This window comes from Micromonospora sp. A202 (genome assembly GCF_006715105.1).
Taxonomy (GTDB): domain Bacteria; phylum Actinomycetota; class Actinomycetes; order Mycobacteriales; family Micromonosporaceae; genus Micromonospora; species Micromonospora zamorensis.
Genome location: NZ_VFMP01000001.1, coordinates 5,426,043 through 5,450,656, shown reverse-complemented (window position 1 = coordinate 5,450,656; position 24,614 = coordinate 5,426,043). Strand labels below are relative to the sequence as shown.

19 protein-coding genes are annotated in these 24,614 nt (G+C 71.9%); 12 read left to right on the top strand and 7 right to left on the bottom strand.

Features of this window, described 5'->3' with window-relative positions:
• Positions 1–68: 68 nt before the first annotated feature.
• The 8 genes from FBZ33_RS25175 (at position 69) to FBZ33_RS25140 (ending at position 10,392) form a co-directional block, all read left to right on the top strand.
• Entirely contained in the window at positions 69–1,556 is a 1,488-nt protein-coding gene (locus FBZ33_RS25175; RefSeq protein WP_141910905.1) for a catalase, read from the top strand.
• Between the two features lie 289 nt (positions 1,557–1,845).
• Positions 1,846–4,257 carry a nitrate- and nitrite sensing domain-containing protein gene (locus tag FBZ33_RS25170; protein WP_141910904.1) on the top strand — a complete coding sequence of 804 codons (2,412 nt, stop codon included), beginning with the start codon at positions 1,846–1,848 and terminating at the stop codon, positions 4,255–4,257.
• 12 nt (positions 4,258–4,269) lie between these two features.
• Complete coding sequence (locus FBZ33_RS25165; RefSeq protein WP_141910903.1) at positions 4,270–4,692, top strand: roadblock/LC7 domain-containing protein; 423 nt, start codon at positions 4,270–4,272, stop codon at positions 4,690–4,692.
• The gene (locus FBZ33_RS25160) at positions 4,682–5,071 is read left to right on the top strand and encodes a DUF742 domain-containing protein (protein WP_088949863.1); all 390 of its coding nucleotides are present in this window, start codon (positions 4,682–4,684) and stop codon (positions 5,069–5,071) included. Before FBZ33_RS25165 ends, FBZ33_RS25160 begins: the two co-directional genes overlap by 11 nt.
• Positions 5,052–5,654 carry an ATP/GTP-binding protein gene (locus FBZ33_RS25155; protein WP_099848118.1) on the top strand — a complete coding sequence of 201 codons (603 nt, stop codon included), beginning with the start codon at positions 5,052–5,054 and terminating at the stop codon, positions 5,652–5,654. Before FBZ33_RS25160 ends, FBZ33_RS25155 begins: the two co-directional genes overlap by 20 nt.
• An 87-nt stretch (positions 5,655–5,741) precedes the next feature.
• Positions 5,742–6,779 carry a lactonase family protein gene (locus FBZ33_RS25150; protein ID WP_141910902.1) on the top strand — a complete coding sequence of 346 codons (1,038 nt, stop codon included), beginning with the start codon at positions 5,742–5,744 and terminating at the stop codon, positions 6,777–6,779.
• A 158-nt stretch (positions 6,780–6,937) separates the two neighbouring features.
• Positions 6,938–8,698, top strand: a complete 1,761-nt coding sequence (locus FBZ33_RS25145; RefSeq protein ID WP_141910901.1) for a substrate-binding domain-containing protein — start codon at positions 6,938–6,940, stop codon at positions 8,696–8,698.
• Between the two features lie 212 nt (positions 8,699–8,910).
• Positions 8,911–10,392 (top strand): sugar transferase, encoded by a 1,482-nt coding sequence (locus tag FBZ33_RS25140; protein ID WP_088951978.1) that lies wholly within the window; start codon positions 8,911–8,913, stop codon positions 10,390–10,392.
• A 9-nt stretch (positions 10,393–10,401) separates the two neighbouring features.
• Here the strand turns inward: FBZ33_RS25140 and FBZ33_RS25135 are convergent, their stop codons facing one another.
• Positions 10,402–11,532 carry a PP2C family protein-serine/threonine phosphatase gene (locus FBZ33_RS25135; protein ID WP_141910900.1) on the bottom strand — a complete coding sequence of 377 codons (1,131 nt, stop codon included), beginning with the start codon at positions 11,530–11,532 and terminating at the stop codon, positions 10,402–10,404.
• Between the two features lie 66 nt (positions 11,533–11,598).
• Between FBZ33_RS25135 and FBZ33_RS25130 the strand changes: the two genes are divergently transcribed.
• Entirely contained in the window at positions 11,599–12,246 is a 648-nt protein-coding gene (locus FBZ33_RS25130) for a MarR family winged helix-turn-helix transcriptional regulator (protein WP_231927130.1), read from the top strand.
• A 59-nt stretch (positions 12,247–12,305) separates the two neighbouring features.
• Here FBZ33_RS25130 and FBZ33_RS25125 read toward each other — a convergent pair whose 3' ends face one another.
• Together FBZ33_RS25125 and FBZ33_RS25120 are read right to left on the bottom strand one after the other, a co-directional pair.
• Positions 12,306–13,916 carry a PP2C family protein-serine/threonine phosphatase gene (locus FBZ33_RS25125; protein ID WP_185755408.1) on the bottom strand — a complete coding sequence of 537 codons (1,611 nt, stop codon included), beginning with the start codon at positions 13,914–13,916 and terminating at the stop codon, positions 12,306–12,308.
• A 124-nt stretch (positions 13,917–14,040) separates the two neighbouring features.
• Positions 14,041–15,279: an ROK family transcriptional regulator gene (locus FBZ33_RS25120; protein ID WP_185755407.1), complete on the bottom strand. Its 1,239-nt coding sequence runs from the start codon at positions 15,277–15,279 to the stop codon at positions 14,041–14,043.
• Between the two features lie 80 nt (positions 15,280–15,359).
• Here FBZ33_RS25120 and xylA point away from each other — a divergent pair, with 80 nt between their 5' ends.
• The 3 genes from xylA to FBZ33_RS25105 all read left to right on the top strand — a co-directional run bounded on the left by xylA (position 15,360) and on the right by FBZ33_RS25105 (position 19,532).
• A complete protein-coding gene (gene xylA / locus FBZ33_RS25115; RefSeq protein ID WP_141910899.1) occupies positions 15,360–16,547 on the top strand; it encodes a xylose isomerase in 1,188 nt (395 codons plus the stop codon).
• 9 nt (positions 16,548–16,556) lie between these two features.
• Positions 16,557–17,984: a xylulokinase gene (xylB, locus tag FBZ33_RS25110; RefSeq protein ID WP_141910898.1), complete on the top strand. Its 1,428-nt coding sequence runs from the start codon at positions 16,557–16,559 to the stop codon at positions 17,982–17,984.
• Positions 17,985–18,077: 93 nt separating this feature from the next.
• Positions 18,078–19,532 carry an MFS transporter gene (locus FBZ33_RS25105; RefSeq protein ID WP_255509040.1) on the top strand — a complete coding sequence of 485 codons (1,455 nt, stop codon included), beginning with the start codon at positions 18,078–18,080 and terminating at the stop codon, positions 19,530–19,532.
• A 137-nt stretch (positions 19,533–19,669) separates the two neighbouring features.
• Here the strand turns inward: FBZ33_RS25105 and FBZ33_RS25100 are convergent, their stop codons facing one another.
• From FBZ33_RS25100 to FBZ33_RS25085, 4 genes are all read right to left on the bottom strand, one after another.
• Positions 19,670–21,340: a glycoside hydrolase family 13 protein gene (locus tag FBZ33_RS25100; RefSeq protein ID WP_141910897.1), complete on the bottom strand. Its 1,671-nt coding sequence runs from the start codon at positions 21,338–21,340 to the stop codon at positions 19,670–19,672.
• Positions 21,341–21,437: 97 nt separating this feature from the next.
• On the bottom strand, positions 21,438–22,484 hold the full coding sequence (locus FBZ33_RS25095) for a LacI family DNA-binding transcriptional regulator (RefSeq protein WP_141910896.1): 1,047 nt from the start codon (positions 22,482–22,484) through the stop codon (positions 21,438–21,440).
• Between the two features lie 68 nt (positions 22,485–22,552).
• Complete coding sequence (locus FBZ33_RS25090) at positions 22,553–23,521, bottom strand: carbohydrate ABC transporter permease (protein ID WP_141910895.1); 969 nt, start codon at positions 23,519–23,521, stop codon at positions 22,553–22,555.
• Between the two features lies 1 nt (position 23,522).
• Entirely contained in the window at positions 23,523–24,569 is a 1,047-nt protein-coding gene (locus FBZ33_RS25085; protein WP_141910894.1) for a carbohydrate ABC transporter permease, read from the bottom strand.
• Positions 24,570–24,614: the final 45 nt, after the last annotated feature.

Genomic DNA, 24,614 nt, shown 5'->3' with positions numbered 1-24,614 from the left:
GACGAGAGACGCAGCTCACCGTCCCGCTGAAACTTGACTCATTCCAGAAAAGGCGGTTGGGTGGTGTGATGCACCCACAGACCAGTAAGCCGATCCTCACCACCCGGCAGGGTCACCCCGTGCACAACAACCAGCAGCAGCGGACGGTTGGCTCCCGGGGGCCCGCGACGCTGGAGAACTACCACTTCCTGGAGAAGATCAGCCACTTCGACCGGGAGCGGATCCCCGAGCGGGTGGTGCACGCGCGCGGTTTCGTCGCGCACGGCGAGTTCGAGGCGTACGGGACGATCGGCGACGAGCCGGCCGCGACCTACACCCGGGCCAAGCTGTTCCAGACCCGTGGCACGAAGACCCCGGTCAGCCTCCGCTTCTCCACCGTCATCGGCGGACGGGACTCCTCCGAGGCCACCCGCGACCCGCGTGGCTTCGCCGTCAAGTTCCGCACCGAGGACGGCAACTGGGACCTCGTCGGCAACAACCTGCCGGTCTTCTTCATCCGGGACGCGATCAAGTTCCCCGACGTCATCCATTCGCTGAAGCCGGACCCGGTGACCTTCCGGCAGGAGCCGAACCGGATCTTCGACTTCATGTCCAACACTCCCGAGTCAATGCACATGCTGACCTGGCTGTTCAGCCCGCGCGGCATCCCGGCCAACTACCGGACGCAGGACGGCTTCGGCGTGAACACGTACCGCATGGTCAATGCCGCGGGCGAGGGCGTGCTGGTCAAGTACCACTGGAAGTCGCGGCAGGGCATCGAGTCGCTGACCGAGGAGCAGGCCGCCGCCATCCAGGCGCGCGAGTTGGGCCACGCCTCCAAGGACCTCTACGAGGCGATCGAGCGCGGCGAATACCCGCAGTGGGAGCTGAACGTCCAGCTCATGAGCGACGACGAGCACCCGGAGCTGGACTTCGACCCGTTGGACGACACCAAGACCTGGCCCGAGGACGTGTTCCCGCTGCTTCCGGTCGGCCTGATGACCCTCAACCGCAACGTCGGCAACTTCCACAACGAGAGCGAGCAGATCGCGTTCGGCACCGGCGTGCTGGTCGACGGCCTCGACTTCTCCGACGACAAGATGCTGGTCGGGCGCACCTTCTCCTACTCGGACACCCAGCGTTACCGGGTCGGCCCGAACTACCTCCAGTTGCCGATCAACGCCCCCCGCGAGGACGTCCAGGTGAACACCAATCAGGACGGTGGTCAGATGGCGTACGGGGTGGACAGCCGGGGCGGCAACCCCCACATCAACTTCGAGCCGTCCTCGGTGGCCGGTCTGCAGCAGGCTGACGAGTCGTACCGGGAATACCAGCCGTTCGTCTCGGGCCGGGTCATGCGGGCGCCGATCGAGCGGCAGAACAACTACGCCCAGGCCGGTGAGCGCTTCCGCACCATGCCGCAGTGGGAGCGCGACGACCTGGTGAAAAACATGATCAACCTGCTGGGTCAGTGCGACAAGCAGATCCAGGAGAAGATGGTCTGGCACTTCAGCCAGTGCGACGACGCCTACGGCCGGCGGGTCGCCGAGGGCCTCGGCATCGCCGACAACGCCTGACCCACCCCCCAGCACGACGAACGCCCCGCCGGTCCGCCAGCGGGGCGTTCGCCGTCTGCCCGCAGGGCACAGCCTCCGGCGCGGCGCGTCTCGGAGCGTCGATCTCGACGCCGCGCGTCTCGGAGCGTCGATCCCGAGGCGACGGGCGGTAGTGCAACCGCCCCTGATTACGTATCCTGCCCAAGGCGCCCGCGCTGGTGCCCGACGTCGACGCCGGGCACGCAACCGGCCGACGCGTTGCCCGGCGGTGCCGGCACCCCTCCTGCCACCCCTGTACGGGCGAGGTCTGATGAGAACCCGCGACTGGCCGATCCGCTCGAAGCTGACCGCCCTGGTCGTCGCGCCGGTGAGCGCGCTCCTGGCGTTGTGGATCTTCGCGACCACGTTGACCTTCGGGCCGGCCCTCAATTTGCTCTCCGCCCGCACCCTGCTGTACGACCTGGGACGCCCCGGCGAGGCGGTGGTCACCGAGTTGCAGCGGGAACGCCGCCTCTCGGTGGTGCAGCTCGCCGGCAGCGCCGATCTGCCGGCCCTGGCCGAGCAGCGTCAGCGCACCGATCGCGCGGTCGCCGAGCTGCGCCGCCGGGTCGACGGAGAGGCGCTGCGCGACGCCGCCGACGACCTGCTGGAGGACCGCGTCGACCGGCTGGTCACCGCTCTGGCGGCGCTGCCGACCGGCCGGGACTTCATCGACGACCGGATGATGGACCGTCCCGGCGCGATCGGCCTCTACAGCGGCATGGTCACCGCGGCCTTCCAGGCGTTCTCCGCGATGGCCACCCTGACCGATCCCGACATCAACCGGCAGGCGCTGGCGCTCACCGCGCTGGGCCGATCCCGGGAGCTGCTCGGCCAGACCGACGCCATGCTGGCCGGCGTACTGACCGTCGGCCGCTTCGCCGACGGGGAACACGCCCAGCTCGTGCAGTCCATCGGCAACCAGCGGTGGCTCACCGAGAGCGCCGTGGCCGACCTGCCCGAGGCCGGGCGCGTCGCGTACCAGCGACTGACCGAGAGCCCTGCGTTCACCAGTCTGCGCGCCATGCAGGACGCGTTGGTCGGGGCCAACCGGCCCGGCCGGCCGCCGGTGGACGCGGCGTCCTGGCAGGCCAGCCACGACGCCGTGCAGCAGCAGCTGCGTGACTTCGAACTGGCCGAGGCCGACGGTCTCACCGACCGTTCGGTGCCGATGGCGGTCCGGATCCTGGTCCGGCTGGCCGCCGCCGGGGTGCTCGGACTCGCCGCCGTGGTGATCTCGGTGCTCGTGGCGGTGCGGGTCGGCCGCACCCTGGTCCGACGGCTCAGCGGCGTCCGCACCGCCGCGCTGGAGCTGGCCGAGCACCGGCTGCCGGACGTGGTGGCCCGACTGCGCCGAGGTGAGCAGGTCGACGTCGCCCGGGAGGCGCCGCCCCTGGAATACGGCAACGACGAGATCGGCGAGGTCGGGCGCGCCTTCACCGAGGTGCAGCGCACCGCCGTCCAGGCAGCGGTGGACGAGGTCACCCTGCGTCGCGGGCTCAACGAGGTCTTCCTCAACATCGCCCGACGGAGCCAGAGCCTGGTGCACCGTCAGCTGCACCTGCTCGACCGGATGGAGCGGCGCGCGGAGGACCCGGACGAGTTGGCCGAGCTGTTCCAGGTCGACCACCTGGCGACCCGACTCCGCCGGCACGCCGAGGACCTGGTCATCCTCGCGGGCTCCGCGCCCGGCCGCGGGTGGCGAAACCCCGTCGCGATGGTCGACCTGATCCGCGGCGCGATCTCCGAGGTCGAGGCGTACGACCGGGTGGACATCACCGCAGTGCAGCCGGCCGGAGTGCTGGGCCGGGCCGTCGGCGACGTCATCCACCTGCTCGCCGAGCTGGTCGAGAACGCCACCGCCTTCTCTCCGCCGGACACCCGGGTCACCGTCGTCGGGGAGCAGGTGGCCAACGGGTACGCCCTGGAGATCACCGACCAGGGACTGGGCATGTCCGAAGCGGCGTTGGAAACCGCCAACACCCGACTGGCCAGCTCACCCGAGTTCGATCCGGCGCAGAGCGCACGACTCGGCCTGTTCGTGGTGGCCCGGCTGGCGGCCCGCCACCACGTACGGGTGCGGTTGCGGCCCTCCGGCAAGGGTGGAATGACCGCTGTGGTGCTGATCCCCACCGACCTCGTCACCGCCGAGCCTCCGGCCGGCCCCGACCCGGCCACCCTGGGTGCCGCCTCGGCCGACGCGGGCCGACGGCTGGCGCGCCCGGTACGCCGGGGCAGCGTGCCCCGCGCACGCACCCGCCCGTCCACGCCCGCCAAGTCCCCGCCCGCTCCGGCCGCCGTCGCGACGCCGGCCGCCTCCGGCGGGGGTGCTGCCGCAGGCGGCCTGGCGCCTGCCATCGGCGCGTCGGCCCCGGACCCGTCCGCGCCGAAGGGGACCGGCGACGCGGGGCCGGAATCCACCCCCGCGACGACCGACGACGGGCTGGACGGCCTGCCCCGCCGGGTGCGACGCCAGACTCCCGTCGCCCAGCCCCGGTCGACCGTCAGCGACACCCCCTCGCCCCGATCCCCGGAGGAGGTCCGCCGAGTGATGGCCGCCCTCCAGGCCGGCACGGCACGCGGACGCGCCACCGTGATCACCCCGGCGGCGCCGAACGGCCCGGCGACCACGGCTGACCCCACCGACCCGGCGACGACCGCCGAACTCCCCAACCGCGACTGAGAGGGACGCCTAGTGCGGCATTCGACGAAGCAGAGCGCCGGCCTCGACTGGTTGCTCGACGAGCTGGTGCAACGGGTCCCGGCCGCCCGGGAGGCGGTGGTGCTGTCCGCCGACGGTCTGCTGCTCGGCTGCTCGGCTGAGTTGGAGCGCTCCGACGCAGAGCACCTCTGTGCCCTTGCCGCCGGCTTCTCCAGCCTGGCCCGAGGCGCCAGCCGACACGTGGACGGCGGCCCGGTCCGCCAGACCGTGGTGGAGATGGAGGCGGCGTACCTCTTCGTCACCGCCGCCGGACAGGGCGCCTGCCTGGCGGTGGTGAGTGACGCCGACGCGGATATCGGGCTGGTCGCGTACGAGATGGCGATGCTGGTCATCCGGGTGGGGGAGAGCCTCGCCGCGCCGCCCCGATCGTCGGTGGGAACCGGTGATGCGGACTGAGCCGCCCGGGCCGCAGCACGAGTGGCTGGACAGCGACGCCGGCCCGGTGGTGCGGCCGTACACCCTCACCCGAGGGCGGGTACGCTCCGCCGTCGACGGTTTCAACCTGGTCGCGTTCGTGCTGGCCGGCTCGGACGTCGACGCGGCGAGCCATCCGCACCTGCTCCCGGAGCACCGACGGCTGATCGCGTTGTCCCGCCAACCGGTGTCGGTGGCCGAGTTGGCAGCCGAGCTGGACCTCGCGGTCGGTGTGGTCCGGGTCCTGCTCGGTGATCTCCTGACTGAAGGCCTGGTCGCGGTGCACGAGCCGCCGGCCGCCGGCATCCTTCCCGACGACGACATCCTCAAGGCGGTGGTCAGTGGACTCCGTGCGCTATGACCATGTGGGCACCAGCACCACGATCCCGCTGGCACTGAAGATCCTCATCGCGGGAGGCTTCGGCGCTGGCAAGACGACATTGGTGAGCGCCCTGAGCGAGGTCCGCCCGTTGCAGACCGAGGAGGTGTTGACCGGCGCCGGGATCGGCACCGACGACATCTCCGGGGTGGAGGGCAAGTCGACGACCACTGTGGCGATGGACTTCGGCCGGATCACCATCAACGAGGACCTCCAGGTCTACCTGTTCGGCACCCCCGGTCAGGACCGGTTCTGGTTCCTCTGGGACGAGCTGGCCTTCGGTGCGCTCGGGGCGGTGGTGCTCGCCGACACCCGTCGACTGGCGGACTGCTTCCCCTCCATCGACTACTTCGAGCAGCGGGGCATCCCGTTCGTCGTGGGCGTGAACTGCTTCGACGACTCGCGCAGGTTCAACCTGGAGACCGTACGCCGGGCGCTCGACCTGGACCCGGATGTGCCGATGGTGCTCTGCGACGCCCGGGACCGGCAGTCCGGAAAGATGGTGTTGATCTCTCTGGTCGAGCATGTGGCCCGGCAGCGTGGGGAGCCGGTGCCCACGGCCTGAGATCCGGGCCGGAAAGCCGGTTAAGGGCCGGGCAACGCGGGCAGCCTCTGATTGGATCAGCGGGGGACGCCAGCGGAGGAGTCGGACGTGAGTGGTCAGGGTGAGGTCGTCCACATCGGGGGTTACACCGCGCAGAGCGGTGGGCGGGGCAGCGGCATCGTCGCGGCACACCGCGACCCGACGACGGGGGCGCTGACCCCGCTCGGCACGGTTGCGGTGACCGCGTCCCCCTCCTTCCTGGTGCGGCATTCCACCCACCCGGTGCTCTACGCGGTCAACGAGCTGACGGACGGCGAGGTCAGCGCCTGGCGGGTCGGGTCGGAGGGCAGGCTGGACCCGCTCGGCAGCCGGTCGACCGGCGGTGCGGAGCCCTGTCACCTGGCGGTGCTGCCCGACGGCGGTCACCTGGTGGCGGCCAACTACGGCAGCGGCAGCGTCGCGGTCTTCCCGCTCGACGCGCAGGGCGTGCCCGGCGAGCGCACCGACCTGGTGGTGCACGAGGGGCACGGCCCCGACCCGGAGCGCCAGGACGGCGCGCACGCCCACATGGTCTCGCCGGGTGCCGGCCGGGCGCCTCTCCTCGCTGTGGACCTCGGCACCGACTCGGTGTACCGCTACGACCTGGACGACGCGAGCGGGCGCCTGGTGCCCCGTGGACCGCGCATCCGTACGGCACCCGGCACCGGGCCCCGGCACCTGGCCCGACACCCGAACGGACGGCGTTGCTACCTCGTCGGTGAGCTGGACGCCTCGGTCACCGCATACGAGTTCACCGACGACGGCGCGATGCACCAGCGCGGTCGGGTCGAGGCCAGCGAGCGGTCCGGTCATGTCCAGCCGTCGGAGGTCGCGGTGGCCCCGGACGGTCGCTTCCTCTATGTCGCCAACCGGGGGGTGGGGACCCTTGCGGTCTTCACCCTGGCCGGGGATCTGCCCGAGCTGGTGGCTGAAGTGGACACCGGTGGCGAGTGGCCCCGGCACTTCGCGCTGATCGGCGAGCACGTCTACGTCGCCGACGAGCGGGCAGACATGGTGCGCGTTTTCCGGAGAGACATCGAAACCGGTGTCCCGGAGGCGGTCGGGGAACCGGTGCTGGTGCCGAGCCCGACGTGCGTGCTCCCCTGAATCTGCGCCGCCGAAACGCGAAGGCGGCGCTGATTAGGCAACGCCCTGGGGCCGGCACGTAACTCTGTGTCGCTAAATGGAGGTCAACTGTTTCTCCTGCGTAACTTTAGTCCGAACGGATGTGGCAGAGAGGGCACCTTGTACGCAAGATGGTCACCGTGTCAGCAGGCCGCCATCGCATGCGTTCGAAACTCCACCTAGCAGCCGCCGCCGCGACGGCGACGGTGCTCGTCGTCACGACCGGTGTGTGGTTCGGCTATCGGGAGTTGATCCAGCCCGACTGCTCGGGCGAGATCCGGCTCGCCGTGGCGGTCGCCTCCGAGCTGGCCCCCGCTGTGGACGCCGCCGCGTCGCAGTGGGTCAAGGACGGCGCCGCGGTAGGCCCCACCTGCATCCGGGTGGACGTCTCCGCCTCCGACCCGGTGGACGTGGCCGCGGTGGTGGCGGCGAAGCACGGTGCGGTCCTGGCCGGTGTGGGGCAGGCCAGCGGCACCGCCGTCAGCCCTGACGTCTGGGTGCCCGACTCCTCGACCTGGTTGCTGCGCTTGAAGAAGGACGCGACGGCGTTCGCTCCGACCAACGGCGCGTCCATCGCGCGCAGCCCCATCGTCGTGGCGATGCCCGAGCCGATCGCGACCCGGCTGGGCTGGCCGGACAAGAAGTTCAACTGGACCGACCTGCTCAAGCAGGTCAACAACACGAGCGCGCCGCTGCGGACCGGGATCGTCGAGCCGACCCGGGACGCGGCAGGCCTGTCCGGCCTGATGTCGCTCACGGCGGCAGCCAACGGCGCTGGCGGAGCCGACGCCCAGCGCAACACCGTCGGCGCGCTCCGCGCACTGGCCACCGGGCGCTCCTCGCTCCGCAACGACCTGCTGGCCCGCTTCCCGACCGCCAACGACGCGACCTCCATCGCCAGCGGTCTCGGCGCGGCGGCCCTGTCCGAAGAAGACGTGATCGCCTACAACAGCAAGAAGCCACCGGTGCCGCTCGCCGCGCTCTACATGGAGCCGGCGCCGATGCCCCTGGACTACCCGTACGCGGTGCTGCCTGGCATCGAGCCGAGCAAGGCGTCGGCGGCCCGGGTGCTGTTCGAGCTGCTCACCAGCCCCACCTTCCGCAACCGGCTCGCCGCGCAGTCGCTGCGCGCGCCGGACGGCAACTGGGGTGAGGGCTTCAAGGCGCCGCAGGGTGCCCCCAGCCCGTCCGGCGGCGCGCCGACCGCGCCGGCCAACGGTGGCACCGCCGCGGGTGGCCTCGACCCGGCCGCGATCCAGCGGGTCGTCTCCAGCTGGTCGATCGCCACCCAGTCCGGTCGGATGCTGGCCGTCATCGACGTCTCCGGCTCGATGAAGGCGCCGGTGCCCTCCGCCGGCAACCGGAGCCGGGAGGAGGTCACCGTGGACGCGGCACGCCGCGGCCTCGGCCTCTTCGACGACTCCTGGTCGATCGGCCTGTGGACCTTCTCCACGAAGCTGGTCGGCAACCGGGACTACCGACAGCTGATCCCGATCGGACCGCTCTCCGGTCAGCGGGCCCAGCTGGAGGGGGCGCTCGCCACCATCAAGCCCTCCAGCGGCGACACCGGCCTCTACGACACGATGCTGGCCGCGTACCAGGCCGTGCAGGAGGACTGGCAGCCCGGCCGGGTCAACTCGATCGTGCTGTTCACCGATGGCAAGAACGAGGACGACAACGGCCTCAACCAGCAGCAGCTGCTCGCCAAGCTCAAGGAAATCGCCGACCCGGAGCGGCCGGTCCAGGTCATCATGATCGGCATCGGCGAGGGCGTCAGCAAGGCCGAGCTGGAGTCGATCACGAAGGTGACCGGCGGCGACGTCTTCGTCACCAAGGACCCGAGCGAGATCGGCAGCATCTTCCTCAGCGCCATCGCCCGGCGTCCGCCGGCACCGCGCTGATCCGGCGCTCAGACGCCAGAGGGCCTGCCGTACCGTCGATCCGGTGTGGCAGGCCCTTTTTGGCCACCGTGTTGAAGAAAAGTGACGGCAATACGTCCGAAGCAATCGGCCGTCATAGTTGTCAAGGCAGGATGTCGACTGTTCCGGCATAGTCGGTCCGCCTCCGGACCGACCCGTCGGCCGGGGCCATCCTGAACAGAGTGGGAGGGCCGGTGACCGCGGCGACACTGTTGACCCCCGCCACGTCGGCGGGGCCGAAAGGCCGTCCTGCTGGTCTGGTGGCGCGCGCCGACGAACGGTCCTACGTCCGGGTTCTGGTGGTGCTGGACACCACCATCCTCATCATCGCGCTGCTCGTCGGCTACGTCACCCGTTTCGGCGACGACGAGCCGACCGGCTCGGACGTCCCGTACGTGTTGGTCGCCCCCGGGCTGGTGCTGGCCTGGCTGATCTCGCTCAAGTTTCTCGGCTGCTACGACGACCGGGTGATCGGCTACGGGGCGGACGAGTACCGGCGGGTCAGCTCCGCCAGCCTGCGCCTGGCCGGTGCGATCGCCATCGTCGGCTACATCGCCGACTTCGGCGTTTCCCGGGGTTTCCTCGGAATCTCCTTCGCCGTGGGCACCGTCGGGCTGGAGGTGGCGCGGTTCGCCGCCCGTAAGCGCCTGCATCGGGCCCGCTCGCTGGGCGCCGGGTGGTCCCGCAAGGTGCTGGTGGTCGGCGACACCGCCCACGTGTTGGAGTTGGTGCACACGTTGCGCCGCGAGCCGTACGCCGGTTACCAGGTGGTCGGCGCGTGCATCCCGGACGCGCTGCTCGCACCGGTGGCGCAGAGGTTGGGCGACGTGCCCGTGGTGGGGTCCTTCCGGGGCATCCCGGAGGCGGCCACCGCGATCGGCGCGGACACCGTCGCGGTGACCGCGTCGGGCGAGCTGACCGCGACCCGACTGCGTCGCCTCGGCTGGCAGCTGGAGGGGACCGGCGTCGATCTGGTCGTGGCGCCCGCGCTGACCGATGTCGCCGGCCCGCGGATCCACACCCGCCCGGTCGCCGGCCTGCCGCTGATCCACGTCGAGGCCCCCGAGTTCCGCGGGGCACGCAAGCTGGTGAAGGGTCTCGTCGACCGGTCCGTCTCGTCGCTGGCGTTGGCGCTGCTGCTGCCGCTGATCGCGTTCATCGCCCTAGCCATCAAGGTGGACAGTCGGGGTCCGGTGCTGTTCCGGCAGGTCCGCGTCGGCCGGGGCGGGCAGGAGTTCGGCGTGTTCAAGTTCCGCACCATGGTGGTCAACGCCGACGCCATGCTCGCCGAGCTGACCGCTCGCAACGAGACCGACGGCCTGATGTTCAAGATGCGCCACGATCCCCGGGTCACCCGGGTGGGTCGGTTGCTGCGCAAGTGGTCCCTGGACGAGCTGCCGCAGCTCGTCAACGTGCTCTTGGGTCAGATGAGCATGGTCGGGCCCCGCCCGCCGCTGCCCTCGGAGGTGGCCCGCTACGACGGCGACGTGGCCCGGCGGCTGCTGGTCAAGCCGGGCATGACCGGCCTCTGGCAGGTCAGCGGTCGCTCGGATCTGAGCTGGGAGGACGGCATCCGGCTCGATCTCTACTACGTGGAGAACTGGTCCCTCGCCGCCGACCTCACCATCCTCTGGAAGACCTTCGGAGCGGTGCTGAACGGCCGCGGGGCGTACTGACCGCGCCGGTCACGGTTGCGGGCCGTACCAGTCCAGGCAGACGACCACCGCGTCGTCGACCAGGTCACCGGCCACGAACGCGCGCAGGTCACCGATCAGCGACCGGACGGCGTCCAGTGGCGCCATCGGCCCCGTCCGGCGCAGGAACCGGTCCAGTGCCGTCTCGCCGTAGCGCATCTGCTGCCCGGTGGCCTCCAGCACTCCGTCGCTGACGACGAAGAGCCGGTCGTCGCGCTCCAGCGGGAACTTCTGCTCGTGGTAGTCGGTCGCCTCGAACATGCCGAGCGGGAACTGCGCCTCCAGGGGCTGCTCGGTGACCTCCCCGCCGCGCAGCAGGACCAGTCGGGGTGAGCCCGCGTCGACGACGGCCATCGTCCCGGAGCGAAGGTCCAGCTCCATCAGCAACGCCGAGAGGTGCTGCTCGCCCCGGTGCAGGTCGTAGATGGCCTGGTCGGCGAGGGCGGCCTGGTCGGCCAGGCTCAGCCCGGCCCGGCGCGCGTTGCGCAGCGCGTGGGTGGCCAACGAGGTGAGCAGGGAGGCGGCGACCCCCTCACCGGTGCCGTTGATGGTGGCCAGCCAGAGCCGCTCTCCGTCGTCGGACCAGTCGAAGCTGTCGCCGCGCACCGTGTACGCCGGCTCCAACTGCCCGGCCAGGCTGAACGAGGGTCGGATCCGGCTGCGGCCGGGAAGCAGGTCCCACTGCATCTCGGCGGCCAGGGTGAGGCGCTGGCTGCGCCGCGCCGCCCGGTAGACGTCGGTGCCGGAGGATACCGCCGCCACCTCGTGGGCGAGCGCCGTGGCGATCTCGGCGAGCGCGGCGAGGACGTCCGGGTCGTCCGGGACGGGCGACAGGCACAGCACCCCCCGGCGCTCGCCACGCATGCTGACCGGGAACCACCCGTTGCCCTCGGTGAGTATCGGTGACTGGTGGTCGAAGGCCCGCCAGGCGGGGTGCCCGGGGCTGTCGATCGGCTCACCGTCGCCGAGCGGCAGGAGCTCCGCGAGCCGGTAGTCGACCTGGTACAGCTCGACGTCGGTGATCCCGTACGACCGGCCGAGCACCTCGCCGACGCCAATGACGAGCCGGTCGGCCGGTGTCTGGTTCAGGGCGCGCCGTGCCTGACTGACCGGTTCGCTCATCGTCGCTCCCTTGCTAAAGCTCGACCACCAGCGGGTTCGGAGTATTCTCGGCCCACCATGGCCGATGTGAGCGGTCCGACGGACCCCGAGACGAGTATGGCTGCCGCGCTGGACGCGGTGGCCGCAAGCCTGCTGGGCATCTGGGAATCTGCCCGGGAGGGGACCGCCAGTCGTGTCTCCGGCGCCCAGCTACGGGCCGTGATGGTGGTTGAACAGTCCGACGGGATCAACCTGCGTCGGCTCGCCACCCAGCTCGACATGCTGCTCAGCTCCGCCAGTCGCCTCTGCGACCGGCTGGTCGCCGCCGGCATGCTGGAGCGCGAGCCGGGCCGCTTCGACCGGCGGGAGATCTCGCTGCACCTCACCCCGGAGGCCCGCCGGCTCCTCGCCGAGCTGCGGGCGGATCGTCAGGAACAGCTCGGGGCCGTGCTGGCGGGGATGAGCCCGGAGGGTCGCGACGCGCTGCTGCGCGGGATGCGGGAATTCGACGAGGTCGGTCGCCGCCAGCAGGCGCACGCCACGTCGGCACTGGGCGAGCCGGCGGAGCAGGAGGGCTGGCCGGGCCCGGACCGGCCCGGTGGCCGGTCTCTGCCCACTGATCCGGGCCTGCAGACCCGTGGGGCCTGGGCCGGCTCGTCGGGTGACCAGGAACGCTCGGTCGGCCCCACCCGGGACTGGCCGGCCGGCGGCCCACCGGTGGCGCGAACCGCCTGATCGCGCCGCTCCGGCTGGTGTGGCCGTGAGCGGGTCGCGCACATTCCGGCCGGTCCCACTCACGCCGGCACCGACGCACAGACGGCCAGCATCGCGACGTCGTCGTGGGCCTGCCCGTCCAACCAGTCGTCGACCGCCCCGAGCACCCGGTCGATCAGCGCCGCCGGCGGCTGCCCGGCCGCCGCCGCGACCGCCGCACGCAGCCGGGCCTCACCGAACATCACCCCGTCGCGGGGCCCGCGCGCCTCGGTCACCCCATCGGTGTACGCCAGCAGCAGGTCGCCCGGGTAGAGGTGCACCCGGGTCTCGGCGAACCGTGGGGCCGTCAGCGCCCCGACCGGCATGCCACCGACCGGGACCGGGGTGACAGTGCCGTCCGTGGTGACCAGCAGCGGTGCTGGGTGGCCCCCGCCGGCGATCCGGATGTCCACCCCGTCGGGCCCGCGCTGGAGGGAACCGAGCAGCAGAGTTGTGAGCTGGCCGCGCCGCGCCGCGTCCGGCGCGTCGAACAACGCCCGGTTGAGCAGGTCGATCAGCTCCAGCGGGCGCTGCTCGACGAGCCGCAGCGTCTGCAACGACTGGCGGACCCGGCCGGTCAGCACGGCTGCGCCCACGCCCCTGCCGCACACGTCGCCGAGCGCGAACAGGGCGCCGCGCGGGTGCGGGAACACCTCGTAGAAGTCGCCTCCGATGCGCAGGCTGTCTCCGGCGGCCCGGTAGCCGCCGGCCAGGGTCACGCCGGGCACTGAGGGCAGCTCGGGCGGAAGCAGGCTGGCCTGCAGGACCCGGGCCAGATGGGCCTGCTCGCCATGGAGGTCGGCCGTGGCCAGCGCCGCACCCGCCCGGGCGGCGAACTCCCGGGCAAGCTCGATGTCGCGCGGGTCGAAGTCGGCCCGCCCGGCCCGTCGGACGAGCAGCAGAGCGCCGACCGACCCTTCGGCGCCGAGCATCGGGCTGACCAGCACCATGCCGGGGTGGCCGAACCCGGGCGGCAGCATGGCGGCCAGGTCGGCGAGCTCGGTGTCGCGCCAACGGCTCGGCTCGGTGAGGTCGCCGGTCAGCGCCTCGGCGAGCCCGGGCGCGGTGTCGGTCAGCGTCGCCGGGGCCAGCCCGCTGACCGGGGCGGGCTCGCCGTCGGCGTACCGGATCCAGCGGGCGTGCGGCTCGGCCGGCGCGGCCGGTCGGGGCAGGGCCACGGCGACGTCGGCCAGGTAGGGAACCGCGAGGGTGGTGGTTGCCAGGAGCACCTGGTCCCGGTGCAGGGACAGCCCGAGCCGGCTGCCGGCCTGGGCGAGGAAGGCGGTGCGAGAGCGTTCGGCGAGCAGGGCGTCGGCGCGGGCGTGCTCCTCGGTGGCGTCGCGCACGTACCACGCGAAGCGGGAGCCGGCGAGCTGTCGCCGGGCACCGCGCAGTCGTCGGCCGCGGTGGTCGGCGTCGAAGCGGTCGGCGTCGCTGGCGACCGCCCGGGCCAGGGCCGCCACCGGGCAGCGGGACAGCTGGGTGCCGACGGTGATCTCTGGGAGCAGCTCCGCCGCCATGGCGTTGAGCAGGGTGACCCGGCCGGTCTCGTCCGTCGTGAGGACTGCCTCGGCGAGACCGTCGAGCAGCTCGCGGGCCAACGGCGGGTCGGCTGGCAGCGGAGTGCCGCTGGGTTGCCGGGCCGTGGTCACCGCCGGACGCCGGCTCGCGTCTGACGACTCGTGCGCATGCTGCTTCTCGACTCCTCACACGGCATCGTTGCTGAGGGGCAAGGATACCGATCCGCACCGACAGACGCCCAGCGCGCAGTGTCGATCAGCCGGAGCGGGCCAGCCACCCGGCGGGCTGGGCGACGATCCGGCGGACCACCGAGCCGGCTGCGCCCACCGCGGCGGCCTCCGCGCCGAGCGTCGACGGCCGGACCGTGACCGGCGACCAGGCGGCGGTCAGCACCCGGCTGGCGATCTCGGCGAGCACGGGAGGGCACAGCCAGGGCGCGAGCGCCGCGTACCCGCCGCCGAGCACCACGGTGTCCAGGTCGAGCAGGTTCACGACGCCGGCCACCGCGACGCCGAGCGCCGTTCCGGCGTCGTGCAGCGCCCTGAGCGCGTCGGCGTCGCCGGCCTCGGCCAGCTCGGCCAGCCGCGCCGTCGCGGTGTCCGCCGGAAGCTCCGCCCGGGCCAGCCCGGCAGCGGTCACGATCGCCTCCTGGCCGGCGTACTGCTCCAGGCAGCCCTGCCCGCCGCAGCGGCACGGACGGCCCTCGGGGTGGACCGGAAGGTGCCCGATCTCACCGCTCCAACCGCGCACGCCGCGGAACAGCGCCCCGTCCAGCACGATGCCGGCGCCGATGCCCACCTCTCCGGAGATGTGCAGGAAGCTGGACGGGCCGGGTGGCCGGGAGTGCAGCTCACCGAGCGCGGCGAGGTTGGCCTCGTTGTCCACGACCAGGACGGGCACGCCGGGCACCTGCTCGACCAGCGGCGGATGCTCGGCGAGCAGTGCGGGGACGGGCACGTCGCGCCAGCCGAGGTTGGGCGCGAGCCGGACCATCCCGGCGTCGTCCACCAGGCCGGGCACCGCGAGCGCGGCCCCGACCAGGGTGAGGCCCCGCTCGGTGGCGTCGTCGCGGGCCGCCACGGCCATCTCGACCAGCTGGGCCAGCGCATCGGCGGGGGCCACCGGGCGCAGGTCGGCCCGGTGCACGGTGCGGTGGCGGACCTGGCCGGCGAGGTCCACCACGCACACCGCCAGGTAGTCGACGTTGACTTCCAGGCCGAGCCCGGCCGGCCCCTGGTCGGCCAGGACCAGCCCGCGTGCCGGACGGCCGGCGCCGGAGCGGGGCGCCGGGTCGGATTCGCTGACCAGGTGGCCGGCGAGCAGGTCCTCGACCACCGCGGAGACGGTGGCCCTGGTCAGGCCGGTCGCGGTTGCCAGATCGGCCCGGGACGGAGGACGGTGGGCTGCGGCGATGCGGCCGAGCACCAGGGCGAGGTTGAGCTCGCGCAGACTGCCCTGACGGACTGCGCCGGCCGGGGCGTGGGTGAGGCTCACCCCTTGACAGTGCCATAGGGCGAGCAAATAATTCAATGGCTGAACAAATAGCGGACAACACCACCACCCGGAGGTCGCTCATGGCACCCCGTCCCACTCCCGCCGACAAGTTCTCCTTCGGGCTCTGGACCGTCGGATGGCAGGCCCGCGACCCGTTCGGTGACGCGACGCGCCCCGAGCTCGACGCGGTCGAGGCGGTGCACCGGCTCGCCGAGCTGGGCGCGTACGGCATCACCTTCCACGACGACGACCTGATCCCGTTCGGCGCCGACGCCGCCACCCGTGATCAGCACATCGCCCGGTTCCGCAAGGCTCTCGACGAGACCGGCCTCGTGGTGCCCATGGTCACCACCAACCTCTTCACCCACCCGATCTTCAAGGACGGCGGTTTCACCAGCAACGACCGCGACGTCCGCCGGTACGCGCTGCGCAAGGTGCTGCGCAACGTCGACCTGGCCGCCGAGCTGGGCGCGAGCACCTTCGTCATGTGGGGTGGCCGCGAGGGCTCCGAATACGACGTCGCCAAGGACGTCCGCGCCGCGCTGGACCGCTACCGCGAGGCGGTGGACCTGCTCACCCAGTACGTCATCGACAAGGGCTACAACCTGCGGTTCGCCCTGGAGCCCAAGCCCAACGAGCCGCGCGGCGACATCCTGCTGCCGACCATCGGGCATGCGCTCGGTTTCATCTCCCAGCTGGCGCACCCGGAGATGGTCGGCCTCAACCCGGAGGTCGGTCACGAGCAGATGGCCGGGCTCAACTACGCCCACGGCATCGCCCAGGCGCTCTGGCAGGGCAAGCTGTTCCACCTGGACCTCAACGGCCAGCGTGGCATCAAGTACGACCAGGACCTGGTCTTCGGTCACGGTGACCTGATGAACGCGTTCGCCCTGGTGGACCTCCTGGAAAACGGCGGCCCGAACGGCGGGCCGACCTACGACGGCCCCCGGCACTTCGACTACAAGCCCTCCCGCACCGAGGACATGGACGGTGTCTGGGCCTCGGCGGCGGCCAACATGAGCACCTACCTGCTGCTCAAGGAGCGGGCAGCGGCGTTCCGCGCCGACCCCGAGGTCGTCGAGGCACTGGCCGCCAGCAAGGTCGGCGAGCTGAATACGCCGACGCTCGGCGCGGGCGAGAGCTATGACGAGTTCCTGGCCGACCGGTCCGCGTTCGAGGATGTCGACGTCGACGCGGTGGCCGCCCGGGGCTTCGCCTTCGTCCGGCTCAACCAGCTCGCCGTCGAGCACCTGCTCGGCGCCCGCTGAGGCCCCGCCATGCCGTTGGTCGCAGGCGTCGACTCGTCCACCCAGTCCTGCAAGGTGGTCATCCGGGACGCGGAGACCGGTGCCCTGCTCCGGCAGGGCCGGGCGCCGCACCCGGATGGCACCGAGGTCGACCCGGAAGCCTGGTGGCAGGCACTGCGTAGTGCCGCCGACCAGGCCGGTGGGCTGGCCGACGTGGCCGCGATCTCGGTCGCCGGCCAGCAGCACGGCATGGTGTGCCTCGACGAGGACGGCCGGGTGGTCCGCCCGGCGCTGCTGTGGAACGACACCCGATCCGCCGACGCCGCCGCCGACCTCGTCGAGGAGGCCGGCGGCGGCGCGGTCGGGCGTCGGTTCTGGGCCGAGGCCACCGGAAGCGTGCCGGTGGCCAGCTTCACCCTCACCAAGCTGCGCTGGCTGGCCACACACGAGCCGGAGCGGGCAGCCCAGGTGGCGGCCGTCTGCCTGCCGCACGACTGGCTGACCTGGCGGCTGGCCGGCGCACCGGGGCTGGACGCGCTGCGTACAGACCGGGGTGACGCCAGCGGCACCAGCTACTGGTCGCCGGCCACCGGGCAATACCGACTGGACCTGCTGGAGCGGGGCTTCGGCCGGCGGTTGGTGCTGCCCGAGGTGCTCGGTCCGGCGGAGTCGGCGGGAAAGCTGTCCGACGTGCTGGGTGGGCCGGGCGGCGCGCTGCTCGGCGCGGGCACCGGGGACAACGCAGCCGCCGCGCTCGGCGTCGGCGCGGGGCCCGGTGACGTGATCGTTTCGATCGGCACCTCCGGCACCGTGTTCAGCGTCGCCGACGTGCCGGCCGCCGACGAGAGCGGTGCGGTGGCGGGCTTCGCCGACGCGTCCGGTCGCTTTCTGCCGCTGGTCGCCACGCTCAACGCGGCCCGGGTGCTGGACGCCGCCGCCGCGATGCTCGGGGTCAGCCTGGCCGAGCTGGCCGAGCTGGCGCTTTCCGCGCCAGCCGGCGCGGACGGGCTGGTCATGGTGCCCTACCTGGAGGGTGAGCGAACGCCGAACCGTCCGCTCGCCACCGGCGCTGTGCACGGCCTGACCCTGCGCACGTCGACCCCCGCGCACCTGGCCCGGGCCGCCGTGGAGGGCATGCTCTGCGCCCTCGCCGACGGCCTGGACGCGCTGACCGCGCAGGGTGCCACCGCCCGCCGGGTCATCCTGGTCGGCGGTGGAGCCAGGTCGGCCGCGGTCCGTCGGATCGCGCCGCAGGTCTTCGGCTGCCCGGTCGTCGTCCCGCCCGCCGGGGAGTACGTCGCCGACGGCGCCGCCCGGCAGGCCGCCTGGGTCGCCCTGGGCGGTCCCACGCCGCCGGTCTGGGCGGTCGAGGGCACTGAGGAGTACGCCGCCGAGCCCGTCCCCGCGGTGCGTGAGCAGTACGCCGCGGCTCGCGGACTGGTTCTCGACCGGCGCTGACCGTCGGGATCGACGTGGGTGGGTGCCGGTCGACGGTGACCGGCACCCACCCGCGTGACGACCTGCTCGACGGAGTCTGGTTGGCTGCCGGTCATGACGGTGACCAGTGGCGGGCCCGGCCAGGGGCGGGCGCAGTCCGGCCCCCGCCCGCCTGGCCGGGGCGGTGGCCCGGCACACCGGCTGTACAGCGTCGTGGTGTTCGTGCTGCTCGCCTCCCTGGACAACGTGGCGATCGGGCTGGTGCCGCCGCTGTACGGCCCGATCTCCGACGCGTTCGCCGTGTCGGGGCGGCTGCTCGGTCTGGTCACCGCGGTCAGCTTCCTGGTCAGCGCCGTGGCGGCGGTCGGCTGGGCGTACGTCGGCGACCGGACCAACCGCAAGCCGCTGCTCATGGTGGGCACGCTGCTCTGGGCGGCGGGCACCGGCGGCAGCGCGCTCGCCGGCGGCTATTTCACGTTCCTCGCCGCACAACTGGTCGCGGCGGTCGGCCTCGGTGCGGTCGGCTCGGTCGGCTTCTCGGTGGTCACCGACCTGATCTCACCGACCCGGCGCGGGTTGGTGATGAGCTTCTGGGGGCTGTCCCAGGGGATCGGGACCCTGGCCGGCACGCTCGTCGGCGGGCTGCTCGGGGCGGCTGACTGGCGGCGACCGTTCCTGCTCCTGACCGGCGTCGGCCTGGCCGCCACCCTCGCGTACCTGTTCACGTACGACGTCCGCCGTGGCCAGAGCGAGCCGGAACTGGCCGGGAGACTGGACGCCGGCGCCGAGTACGACTATCGGATCAGCCGCGCCGACCTACCGCGCATCCTGGCCCGACGGACCAACCGGTGGCTGATCCTGCAGGGCCTGACCGCGCAGGCCGCCTTCGGCTCGCTGGTCTGGCTGCCGGTGCTCTTCGCCGAACGGGCCGAGGCCCAGGGATATTCGACGTCGACAGCTGTGGTGGTGGGCAGCGTCTTCGCCACACTGTTCCAGCTCGGCGGAGTGCTCTCCATCGTGGGCGGCCTGATCGGTGACGCGGCGCAGCGGCGTACGCCGAGAGGGCGGGCCCTGGTCGCCGCGGTCGGCATCCTCGCGGCGCTGCCGTTCTACCTGGTGTTGTTCTTCGTCCCGGTGACCATCGACGTGCCGGACGGCGCGAGTGGCGGCGCGGTCATCGGCGCGGTACTGGCCAGCGTCTTCACCGAGCCGTCGGTGGGGCTGAGCCTGCTCACCGCGATCGTCGCGCTCGCGCTGACCTCGGCCAACTCGCCGAACTGGTTCGCGCTGATCGCCGACGTCAACCCACCCGAGCACCGGGGGACGGTCTACAGCCTGGGCAACCTGGTCAACGGGGTTGGTCGCGCGGCCGGCAACGGGCTGGTCGGGGTGGCGTTCCAGGGGCTGCGAGCGGCTTTCCCGCCGCCGTTGAACTTTGCCGTCGGGCTGGCCGCGTTCCAGCTCTTCTTCATCCCCACCGGTGTCATGTACTGGCTCGCCTCGCGGACCTCACCCGAGGACATCGACAACGTGCACGACCTGCTGCACACCCGCGCCGACCGCCTCTGAGCCGCGTGCGCCGCCCCCACCGCCCGCCCCGCCCGCACGCCCGCCCTGATCCGCGCAACATCTCCGAAAGTGCTGCCTCAGTCGAGCGTGAGGGGCCAACATCCCTGATGTTGGCCCCTCACGGACTGGGGTCAGGGTCAGCGCAGCCAGACCGTCACGTCGGTCGGGACCGCGTTGTCGTCGTTCAGGGGTGCGCTGGTGGCTAGCACCTCGGCACCGGTCGGCAGCGGCACCGGGGCCGCACCGAAGTTGGTCAGCACGGTCAGCTCACCGTTGCGGAAGGTCAGCGTCTCGTCGCCCGAGGACACCCACTTCAGGGTGCCGCGACCCAGCCCGTGCTCGCGGCGCAGCCGCAGCGCCGCGCGGTACAGCTCGTACGTGGAGCCGGGCACCTCGCGCTGGCGGTCCAGGGCGTACTCCGCCCAGAGCGCGGGCTGCGGCAGCCAGCTCGCGTCGGTGGGCCCGAAACCGTACGACGGGGCGTCGGCCTCCCACGGAATCGGCACCCGGCAGCCGTCCCGGCCACGCTGGGTGTGCCCGCTGCGCTCCCAGGTCGGGTCCTGCCGGGCCTCGTCGGGCAGCGTGGTGTGCTCGGGGAGCCCCAGCTCCTCGCCCTGGTAGAGGTACGCCGAGCCGGGCAGGGCGAGCATCAGCAGGGTGGCTGCCCGGGCCCGGCGCAGGCCGAGGGCCGCGTCCGGCTGCGGGTCGCCGATGCCGATGCCGTTGGGCCGGCCGCCGCCCACCGGCAGGCCGAGCCGGGAGGCATGCCGCACCACGTCGTGGTTGGACAGCACCCAGGTGGTCGGCGCGCCGACCGAGTCGGTTGCCTCCAACGAGCGGGTGATCACCGCGTACTGGGCCGGTGCGGTCCACGCGGCCAGCAGGTACTCGAAGTTGAACGCCTGGTGCATCTCGTCCGGGCGGACGTAGCGGGCCAGCCGCTCGGCCGGCTCCACCCACGCCTCGGCGACGAGCACCGGCTCGCCCGGGTAGCTGTCCAGGACCTGCCGCCACTGCCGGTAGATCTCGTGCACGCCGTCCTGGTCCCACATCGGCGGGCGCGGCTTGTCGATCTCGTTGCCGGAGAGAATCTCCTGCGGCTCCTGCCAGTCGGCCAGGTCGGCCTGCTTGATCAGGCCGTGTGCCACGTCGACCCGGAAGCCGTCCACCCCGCGGTCCAGCCAGAACCGCAGGACGTCCAGGAACTCCGCGTGGACCTCCGGGTTGTCCCAGTTGAGGTCCGGCTGGCCGGTGTCGAACAGGTGCAGGTACCACTGGCCGGGTTTGCCGTCCGGGTCGACCGTCCGGGTCCAGGCCGGGCCGCCGAAGACGCTCTGCCAGTCGTTCGGCGGCTGGTCACCGGTCGGGCCGAGGCCGTCCCGGAAGATGTACCGGGCCCGCTCCGGGCTGCCGGGCGCGGCGGGCAGGGCGGCCTGGAACCAGCGGTGCGCGGACGAGGTGTGGTTCGGCACCAGGTCCACGATCACCCGCAGGCTGCGGGACCGGGCCTCGGCGATCAGCTTGTCCGCGTCGGCGAGGGTGCCGAACAGCGGGTCGATGTCGCGGTAGTCGGCCACGTCGTAGCCGGCGTCGGCCTGCGGCGACGGGTAGAACGGGGAGAGCCACACCGCGTCCACGCCCAGCTCGACGAGGTGGTCGAGGCGGGCGGTGATGCCGGGTAGGTCACCGATGCCGTCCCCGTCCGAGTCGGCGAACGAGCGGGGATAGATCTGGTAGATGGTCGCCTCGGTCCACCAGCCGGTGACCGGGTGACCGGAGGGGGTCTGCTGCGTCGGATCGGTGTTCAGGGTCTTCTCCCGTGTCGAGCTGTGGGTGGACTGCCGGCGGTGCTCCTGCCGGCCGCGTCGCCGCCAGCCGCCGGCCGGCGGCGATGGTTGAAGTTCTTCAGTGTGCCCGGGGTGGTGCGGTCGAGTCCCGGACCACCAGCCGAGTGGGCAGGATCACCGGCGTGGCGCCGTCGGTGCCCTGGTGACCCACGAGGGGGCCCGGAGGTCGGGCTTCGAGCGGGTCGAGCAACATCCGTGCGGCCAGTCTGCCCTGCTCGGCGGCGGGTTGAGCGATGGTGCTGAGCCCGAGCACGCCGGCCAGGTCGTGGTCGTCGATGCCGATGACGCTGACGTCCTGCGGCACCCGCAGTCCGGCGTCGCGCAGCGCGGTCATCGCGCCCATCGCCATCTCGTCGCAGGCGGCGACGATCGCGGTCGGCGGCTCGCCGCGGGCCAGCAGCTCCTCGGTGGCCCGGGTGCCGCCGTCGATGGTGAACGTGGATTCGACGTCCAGGGTCGGGTCGAGCCGCAGACCGGCGGCGCGCAGTGCCGCCTGGTAGCCCCGGCGGCGGTCGAGGTGGGTGGTGAAGGCCAGCTCGTCGTCCGGGTCACCGGAGATGTGCGCGATGCGGTGGTGCCCGAGGTCGAGCAGGTGCCGGGTGGCGGCCCGGGCGGCGGCCACGTCGTCGATGCGGACGCAGGGCCAGTTGGGCACCCTGCTTCCCGAGCTGATGGTCACCCCGGGGAGTTCCAGGGCGGCCAGCGCGGTCATATCGGCCGGCCGCAGTGGCGTGGCGACCAGCATGATGGCGTCGACCCGCTTGTGCAGGTTGGCCGTACGCAGGACCCGCTGGCGGACCTGCTCCCGGCCGCCCAGGTTGTAGAGCAGCAGGTCGTAGCCGGACTCGTGGAGGTATTCCTCGACCGCCTCGACGATGGTGCTGAAGAACCAGCGGGTGATTCGGGGGACCACCACCGCGACCGTGCCGGTCCGGCCCCCGGCCAGCCGGGACGCGCTCGGTGAGACCTCGTAGTCGAGCTGCTCGGCGGCGGCGAGCACCCGGCGTCGGGTGGCGGCCGAGACCGTCGGCAACCCGCGCAGGGCCCGCGAGACGGTGGCCGTGGACACTCCGGCCAGCCGGGCCACATCATCAATCCTCGTCACGGTTCCCCCGCTCGGTGCCCGGAGCGCCCGCCGCCGCCCGAGGGGCCAGGCGGCGGCGGGCAAGCGGGTCAGCCCTTGACGCTGCCGGCGAGCAGACCTCGCACGAAGAAGCGCTGCAGGGACAGGAAAACAATGAGCGGTACGACGATGCTGACGAACGCGCCGGCGGTGAGGCGCTGCCACTCGTTGCCCCGGGTGCCGGCCATCTCGGCGAGCCGGACGGTGAGCGGGGCGGTCTCGTTGCCGCCGCCGGCGAAGATCAGCGCGACCAGCAGGTCGTTCCAGACCCAGAGGAACTGGAAGATACCGAACGCCGCGAGTGCCGGGGTGATCAGCGGCAGCACGATGGTGCGGAAGATCTTCGGGTGGGTGGCCCCGTCGACGCGGGCCGCCTCCATCAGGTCACCCGGCAGTTGCGAGATGAAGTTGTGCAGCAGGAAGACGGCGAACGGAAGCGCGAAGCAGGTGTGCGCGAACCACACCTGGGCGAACTTCTGCTCGTCGACCAGGTCCCAGGCCGGCATCAGGGTGACGCCGCCGAGGCTGACCCCGGTGGAGAAGAACCTCAGCAGCGGCACCAGGGCCATCTGCAGCGGCACGATCTGCAACGCGAAGATCGCGATGTAGACCCAGTCCCGGCCGCGGAAGTTGATCCAGGCCAGCGCGTACGCGGCCAGGCAGGCGAAGGCGAGCGGGAAGAGCACCGACGGGATGGTGATCGCCAGGGAGTTGATGAAGGACCCGGCGAGCTGCCCGGAGGACGACGACCGCCCGAACAGGACCTGCTGGTAGTTCTCGAACGTGAACTGCGGGTTGGTGAAGGCCGTCCACCAGCCGGTGGTCTTGATCTCGTCTTCCGGTCGGAGCGAGGAGACGAGCAGGCCGAAGGTCGGAATGGTCCAGGCCACCGCGATGATGACTGAGACGAGGGTGGCGGTGCGGCTGTTCAGCCGCTTGCGGACCCGTCCGGCAGTGGTGGTCGGGGTGCCGTCGGTGTTCTGGGTGCCAGCGGCGACAGTTGGCGTTGCGGTGGTCATCTCAGCCCTCCCGCTGTTGACGGAGGTTACGGATCTGGTAGATCACGACCGGGATGACCAGGATGAAGAGGAAGACCGCGAGCGCGGAACCCCGCCCGTTCTCGCTGTACCGGAACGCCTGGTTGTACATCTCGTTGGCGATCACGCTGGTGTCGTAGTTGCCGTTCGTCGAGGTCCGGACGATGTCGAAGACCTTGAGCGTGGCGATCGTGAGGGTCACCATCACGACGATCAGCGCCGGTCGGATGCTCGGCATGGTGATCTGCCAGAACATCTGCCACGGGCTGACCCCGTCGAGCCGGGCGGCTTCGACGATGTCGCCGGGGATCGCCTTGATCGCGGCGGAGAGCACCACCATGGCGAAACCGGCCTGGATCCAGATCATGATGACGATCAGCAGCAGCGTGTTCAGGGGCGATTCGAGCAGCCACTGCTTGGGCTCGCCGCCGAGGCTGACCACGATCTGGTTGAGCAGGCCGATCTGGTCGCCCTCACCACGGTAGGCGTAGACGAACTTCCAGATGATGCTGGCGCCCACGAAGGAGATGGCCATCGGCAGGAAGATCAGTGACTTGGCCACGGACTCGAACCGGGCCTTGTCCACGAGTACGGCGTAGATCAGGCCGAACCCGGTTGCCACCAGGGGGACCAGGAGCACCCAGATCAGGGTGTTGATCAGGACCCGGACGATCGCGTCGTCGGAGAACATCCAGCCGAAGTTGTCCAACCCCACCCACTCGGTGCTGTCCCTGTTCATCAGGGAGAGCACCGTGGTGCGGATGGCCGGCACGACCAGGCCGATGGTGAGCAGCAGCAGCGTCGGCAGCAGGAAGAAGAGCGCGAAGATCCCCTCCCGCGGCTTGGTTCGGCGGGGGAGTGGAGCTCCACTCGCCGAGGCGGCGACGAGTTGTGCCTCCCGTCGCCGGGCGAACCAGGCCGGCACCACGTCGAGCAGCAGGAGCAGACCGCCCACCACCACGACGAAGGCGACCAGCCCGTACATCAGCATGAGGAGCTTCGGCTGCTGATCGGCGAAGTCGAACTCCATCAACCCTCCCTCTCGGGTCCACCGCAGTCGGTGGCCCGGCCCGCG

Excerpts from the sequence above, each read along its gene's own strand:
- FBZ33_RS25175 (WP_141910905.1), top strand. The coding sequence starts at position 69 with ATGCACCCACAGACCAGTAAGCCGATCCTCACCACCCGGCAGGGTCAC.
- FBZ33_RS25170 (WP_141910904.1), top strand. The coding sequence starts at position 1,846 with ATGAGAACCCGCGACTGGCCGATCCGCTCGAAGCTGACCGCCCTGGTC.
- FBZ33_RS25160 (WP_088949863.1), top strand. The coding sequence starts at position 4,682 with ATGCGGACTGAGCCGCCCGGGCCGCAGCACGAGTGGCTGGACAGCGAC.
- FBZ33_RS25135 (WP_141910900.1), bottom strand. The coding sequence starts at position 11,532 with ATGAGCGAACCGGTCAGTCAGGCACGGCGCGCCCTGAACCAGACACCG.
- xylA (WP_141910899.1), top strand. The coding sequence starts at position 15,360 with ATGGCACCCCGTCCCACTCCCGCCGACAAGTTCTCCTTCGGGCTCTGG.
- xylB (WP_141910898.1), top strand. The coding sequence starts at position 16,557 with ATGCCGTTGGTCGCAGGCGTCGACTCGTCCACCCAGTCCTGCAAGGTG.
- FBZ33_RS25105 (WP_255509040.1), top strand. The coding sequence starts at position 18,078 with ATGACGGTGACCAGTGGCGGGCCCGGCCAGGGGCGGGCGCAGTCCGGC.
- FBZ33_RS25090 (WP_141910895.1), bottom strand. The coding sequence starts at position 23,521 with ATGACCACCGCAACGCCAACTGTCGCCGCTGGCACCCAGAACACCGAC.
- FBZ33_RS25085 (WP_141910894.1), bottom strand. The coding sequence starts at position 24,569 with ATGGAGTTCGACTTCGCCGATCAGCAGCCGAAGCTCCTCATGCTGATG.